This window comes from Methylobacterium sp. Leaf456, from assembly GCF_001425465.1.
GTDB lineage: Bacteria > Pseudomonadota > Alphaproteobacteria > Rhizobiales > Beijerinckiaceae > Methylobacterium.
The window spans coordinates 1-5,750 of sequence record NZ_LMQV01000029.1 but is presented as its reverse complement, the minus strand read 5'-3'; the positions used below and the strand labels follow the sequence as shown (position 1 = coordinate 5,750).

The window sequence follows — 5,750 nt, the reverse complement described above, 5'->3', positions numbered from 1 at the left end:
GACGTTCAGGTTCAGGCTCAGCCCGGTCGTCATCGCCGACTTGTCGGCCGTCCAGGCGTCGACGCCGTCGCCGCCGTCGACGCTGTCGATGCCCTTGCCGGTCTGCAGGTTGTCGGAACCGCCAAGCCCCTTGACGATGTCGTCGCCGTCGCCGGCGATGACCCTGTCGTTGCGGTTGGTGAGCGTCAGGTCGAAATGCTCGGCGCCTGTGAAGGTGACGTTGGCGTTCGTGCCGTAGCGCGCGAAGTACCCGCCGTAGCCCCCGGCGAGGCTGCCCGAGGAGATGCCCCGGTGGTCATCGAAGTAGCCGACGCCGTAACCGGCGTCGGCGGTCCCGGAATAGTCCAGCACGAGCGTGTCGGCGCCCGCCCCGAGCGTCGCGGTGTCGCTGCCGCCGATCGCCTTGATGCGGTCGTCCTTGTCGGCGCCGAACAGGGCGTCGTTGCCGGTGCCGCCGGTGAGGTCGAAGCGCTCGACCCCGCTGAAGCCGACCTTGAAGTAGATGTTGGTGGCGCTGCCGTTGATGCTGACGGTCTTCCAGAGCGACTGGTAGCTGCCGCCGTAGCTCTCGTTGTAGCGGACGACGTCCCGCGTGGACTTCGACCAGTCCATGATCAGCAGGTCGCCGGTGCCCGCGCCGCCGTCGAAGAACGCCTCGCGCGAGGTGGCGAGGTCGACCGCCAGCGTGTCGTCGCCGCCGAAGCCCTCGAAGCGGGTGCCGGTGGTCGGGTAGTCGCCGTTGCTGCTCGGCAGGTTGCTGGGGTTGGCGACCGTATCGCGCACGTCGAGGAAGTCGTCGCCGTCGCCGGTCTTGAGTTCGATCGCCTCGATCGAGGTCAGCTTGGTGCCGTCCGACAGCGTGAGGCTGCCGCCGTTCTTGAGCGCCTTGAGATCGATCGTATTCTTGCCGTTGCCCGAAAGGGTGAGGATCGCGGTATCGAAGCCGTCGCCGCCGTCGAGTTCGTCGGAGCCGCCGCCGCCGATCAGGGTGTCGTTGCCGCCGTTGCCGATGAGGATGTCCTTCAGCGCGCCGCCGACCAGCCGGTCGTCGCGGGTGCCGCCGCTCAGGATGAACCGCTCGACCTCGTTGAACAGGAGCAGCTGCTTGCGCTCGCCCGGCACGTCCGAGTCGCGCTCGTAGCCCCGCGCCTGGCCGATCTGAGGCGCGATGTTCGGGCTGCCGTTGTTGACGAGGTCGAGATACCGGATCGCGGTGGTCGAGCCCGACCAGTCCATGACGAGGAGGTCGGTGCCGGAACCGCCCGCGAACTGGTCGGTGCCGGGGCCGATATCGGAAAAAATCACCGCGTCGTCGCCGCCATGGCCGTAGACGGTGTCCGCGCCGGTGCCGGGCAGGAAGTTGTCGTTGCCGTCGCGGGCCGGATCGAGGGCGTTGGCCTCGGGGTCGGTTCCGCCCGCGTCGCGGTAGAGGCGGACGTTGTCGAGCAGCGTGCCGTGGGCGTCGCCGCCGCCGATCTCACGGAAGGTCAGCCGGTTCCTGTCGGCGCCCGCGCCCACGCCGCCGAAGACGTTGATGTAATAGGTGACGACGTCGGTGCCGGGGACGATCTCCTTGGCGCCCGCATTGGTCAGATCGACCTTGGTGCCGCCCCAGTAGACCTCGAACTTGGCGTCGGCCCCTGCGACCCGCCTGACATCGAAGGCGAGGCGGTAGCTCTCCCCGTTGAGGACGCCGTCCACCACCTGCGAGATCGCGACGTTGGTGTTGAGCTGGTTGCCTTCGAGATCGACGCCGAAATTTCCGTCCGAGGGCGCGCCCGCTTGGCTGCCGGCCTTGAACAGTTCGAGCCGCCCGCCGGTGACCGTCCAGCCGTCGATCGGATCGTTGTAGCCGTAGCCGTTGGCGTCGAAGGCCGGCTCGAAGACGGTCTCGAAGCTGCCGTTGCGGATGAAGTTGCTGTCGGCGCCGTAGAGCGTGTCGTTGCCGGCGTCGCCGTTGAGCGAATCGGCGCCCAGGCCGCCGCGCAACACGTCGTCGCCGTCGCCGCCGTTCAGCACGTCGTCGCCGGCGGTGCCGGCGGGCGTCTTGAAACTCGATTCCGAGAACGTCCTGTAGCCACGCATCATCGACAACGCGTTGCAGCCGAAGCTCACACCGGACGTCATGCCGGCCGCCAATTGCGCGCCGTTGGTAGAGAACAGGGAACCGTTGCTGATCGCAAAGCCCGCGGACAGGATCGAGGCCGATCCCCCGGCTAGGTTGATCAGCGTGCCGCCGTCGTTGCCGATCAGGGTCGAACCGTCGTTGCCGATGAGCGCGGCCGGGGAGAAGTTGATGAGCGAACCGCCGTCCTGGCCGATCAGCGAGCCGCCGTCCTGGCCGATGAGACCGGCGCTGTCACGCGAGATGATGCTGGCGCCGTCCGTGCCGACGAGCTGTGCGAAGTTGAGGTTGTTGATGATGCCGTTGAGGAAGCCGGCTCCGCTGACCTTCAACGGGCTTTCGAGCACGGAACTCGACAGCGTCAGGGTCGAGAGTCCGTTGACGAGTTCGCCGACGAGCTTGAGCGGCTGGCCCGTGTTCGAAGACGTCGGAATCTCTTCGAGCAAGTAATTCTTCAGGTTTCCATTCTCGAACGTTTTCGTGACGTGATACTTCGTCCCGTCGGGGCGAACTTCGAGCGTCTCCGCATAACTCATGCGGCCGTGCGAGTAATTGTTATCGGGGCCGAAGACCTTCTTCGTCTGCGCGGTCGGCCGATCGAACTGCATCACCGTCTGACCGCCGTCGCTGGTGAGGCTGTTGTAGCGGGCGAGGCTGCCGTCCTCGTAGAGCCGGAAGCTCACGGCATCGTCGGCGGGCGGATAGCTTCCCTGGGGAGCCGCCTGACCGTTGGGTCGAAAATAAAGCACTTTCGATGAAGTCGTGACCCAATCGATCTTCATCCGGACTTCACCGGCGGCGTTCAGATACACGTAGGTCGTGTCACTCGCGAGCGCCGCCATCGTAATCCCCCATCCTCCCGAGAACGATCTTCATGCGGCGTCTGAGTTGCGCGCACGGACCGGTTTGTTCACGCTTTTTGCACAAAATTGTGGCGCCATCCATCGAAATGAAAACTTCCTACCCCGACTGCGCATTCATTTCCCGGGATGGGATCCCTACCGCTCCACTCGGAACAACGGTTTCGAGGCGGGGCAGGTGCAGATTTCAACAGATGGCATCTTTCACAGGCACGAACCCCGGCTTACCCTGTAACTGAACAGGCGGGCACCCTCACTTCTGAGGGGGGCGACGCGAAGCGGCCGCGCGGGCCGTCGATCGGGGGGCGGCGTGGCGAGATTGTCGCGGGACGAGGTCATCGCCACGATTTACGCGGCGGCGGCCGAGTCGGACGCGCTGAGCCGGATCGCCTACGCGCTGCGCAGCTATCTCGACGTGGACAGCACCGGCCTCTGGTTCGTGGAGCGCGGCGGCATCAGCGAGATCGTCCAGACGGCCGACATCACCGAATCGGTCCCGCCCTATCTCGAATACTACCGGACGCTCGACCCCTGGACCGCCTCGCGCAAGACGCCGAACCGCGTCTATCTCGGCTCCGATTCGGTCGATGAGGCCGAGCTTCTGCGCAGCGAGTTCTACAACGACTTCGCCCGGCACTTCGGCATGGTGCGGCCGATGGGCCTCGTGATGCCGCTCGAATCGGGCAGCCTCGCCACCATCGCCCTCAACCGCTGCGAGACGCGGCGCTTCCTTGGTGAAGACGAGCGGGCGGTGCTGCAGGATCTCGCGATCCACCTGCGGGCGGCCCTGAGCCTGCGCGGGCGCTTCCGGGCCGAGCGCGAGGCGGCCTCCGCCCGCGACGCCGCGCTCGACGCGCTGCGCTTCGCCGTCCTCGTCTGCGACGGCGAAGCACGGGTGCGGGGAATGAACACGGCGGCCGCCGAACTCGCCGAGGCAGGCTTTCTCCGATTCGGCTCCCGCGGGACCGGCTTGTCGGTCGGCACCCCGGCAGAGGGGCGCAGCCTCCAGGCGCTGGTGCGCGGAGCGATCCAGGGACAGCCCGGCGCGTTGCGCGTGCGCGGCCCCGACGGCACGGGCCTATCGCTCCTCGTCACGCCGACCCGGCACGAGGAACGCGCGCACGCGCTGATTTGCCTGACGCGGGACGACGCGCCGCCCGGCCTCGACGCCGCGACGCTGGTGCGGTTGTTCGGCGTCAGCCCGGCGCAGGCCGAATTGTGCCTCCTGCTGCTCGCCGGCCGCACCTTCGACGAGGCGGCGGCCGAGCGCGGCATCGCCACCTCGACGGCGCGCTCCTACTTCGGCCTGATCCTCGACCGAACGGGTGCACGTAACCTGCGCGACCTGCTGCGCCTGCTCGCCGCCCTGCCGCAGATTCGGTGAAGTTCTACGCCGCCTCGGAGGCCGGTCGGGTCAGGGCGTAGAGGGTGATCGCCGCCGCGTTCGAGACGTTGAGACTGCGGATCGCCCCCGTCGCGTCGATGCGCACGAGCACGTCGCAGCATTCGCGGGTGCGCTGGCGAAGGCCCTTGCCCTCGGCGCCGAGCACCAGCACCGCCGGGCGGCGCGGCCCGACGCTGTCGAGGGGGGCGTCGGCGTCCGAATCGAGGCCGATCCGGGTGAAGCCGCGCTCGCCCAGCTCGATCAGCGCCTCGGCGAGGTTGCGCACGACGACGAGCGGCACATGCTCCAGGCCGCCGGAGGCCGATTTCGCCATGACGCCGGTGGCGTTCGGGGAGTGGCGGGCCGTCGTCACGATGGCGGTGACGCCGAAGGCCGCGGCCGTGCGCACGATCGCGCCGACATTGTGCGGATCGGTGATCTGGTCGAAGGCGAGCAGCAGCGCGTCGTCCGGCATCGCGTCGAGGGCGGGCGCCTCCAGCGGCTCGGCCTCGGCGTAGAGCCCCTGATGCACCGCGTCCGGCCCGAGGAGGCGGTCGATCGCGCCGGGGCGGACGATCTCGGGCTCGATCGGCAGCGCAGCGAGCGTTTCCTTCAGCCGCAGCAGCGCGTTCTCGGTCGCGAGCAGGCGATGGAAGCGCCGCCCGGCATTGGCCAGCGCCTGCGAAACCGGATGCCAGCCGTAGAGCACGACATGGTCCATCCCCTCGCGCTGCGTATGGCTGGGCAGCCGGGGCGGACCGGACCGTCGCTGCCAGAAACCTTGCTTGAAATCCGGCTTCTTCGATCCCGGCGGCTTGGCCGAACCGTCACGGGGCGGCGTCATGGCAAACGATCTTTCGAGGATGGGCGAATGGGGAAAGCTGCGCTCCGGACAAAGCCCCGCTCCACCCCGCCGTCAAGGGATGCAACGGCTTTTTCGCAGCAGCGGTGTGAAGGCTTCGCACCCTCCCCTCCCCCGCTCCAACCGACGGGCTGGTCGCGCGAACCGCATCTTGCCCAAGGCATTGCAAATGCTCCGCACTCTCCAGGCAAGCAGCGTCGCCTTTTTTGGCAGTGCCGAACAGCAGAAGGCCCCGTGCGGTAGCACGGGGCCTTTGGCTTGGTGTCTTGGTGTGTTTGGTTGCGGGGGCTGGATTTGAACCAGCGACCTTCAGGTTATGAGCCTGACGAGCTACCGGGCTGCTCCACCCCGCGGCGGTATCGGTGTTGTTTTTGGTGTCGGTCGCGGTGGCGGCACGGTGTCCGTGGCGTCGGCCGATGACCGGTCGTGTCGAGGGAATGTGGTGCGTGAGTGTTCTTGTGCTGGGCAGGCCTGGCGGCGACCGACTCTCCCGTGTCTTGAGACACAGTACCATGGGCG

The 5,750-nt window shown here is 67.5% G+C and carries 3 protein-coding genes and 1 tRNA gene; 1 reads left to right on the top strand and 3 read right to left on the bottom strand.

The window, feature by feature from the left end; all coding sequences use genetic code 11:
* On the bottom strand, nt 1-2,967 hold a 2,967-nt coding region (locus tag ASG52_RS27280; protein ID WP_200945619.1), incomplete at its 3' end, for a hypothetical protein.
* 328 nt (nt 2,968-3,295) lie between these two features.
* Between ASG52_RS27280 and ASG52_RS15520 the strand changes: the two genes are divergently transcribed.
* A complete protein-coding gene (locus ASG52_RS15520) occupies nt 3,296-4,369 on the top strand; it encodes a GAF domain-containing protein (RefSeq protein WP_156383990.1) in 1,074 nt (357 codons plus the stop codon).
* 4 nt (nt 4,370-4,373) lie between these two features.
* Here ASG52_RS15520 and rlmB read toward each other — a convergent pair whose 3' ends face one another.
* Both rlmB and ASG52_RS15510 read right to left on the bottom strand, forming a co-directional pair.
* Complete coding sequence (rlmB, locus tag ASG52_RS15515) at nt 4,374-5,213, bottom strand: 23S rRNA (guanosine(2251)-2'-O)-methyltransferase RlmB (RefSeq protein WP_056244935.1); 840 nt, start codon at nt 5,211-5,213, stop codon at nt 4,374-4,376.
* A gap of 294 nt (nt 5,214-5,507) precedes the next feature.
* Nucleotides 5,508-5,584: transfer RNA gene (locus ASG52_RS15510), tRNA-Met, on the bottom strand.
* Nucleotides 5,585-5,750 lie beyond the last annotated feature (166 nt).

What these genes read in the sequence shown, in the direction of transcription:
- rlmB (WP_056244935.1), bottom strand. Translation starts at nt 5,213, where the DNA reads ATGACGCCGCCCCGTGACGGTTCGGCCAAGCCGCCGGGATCGAAGAAG.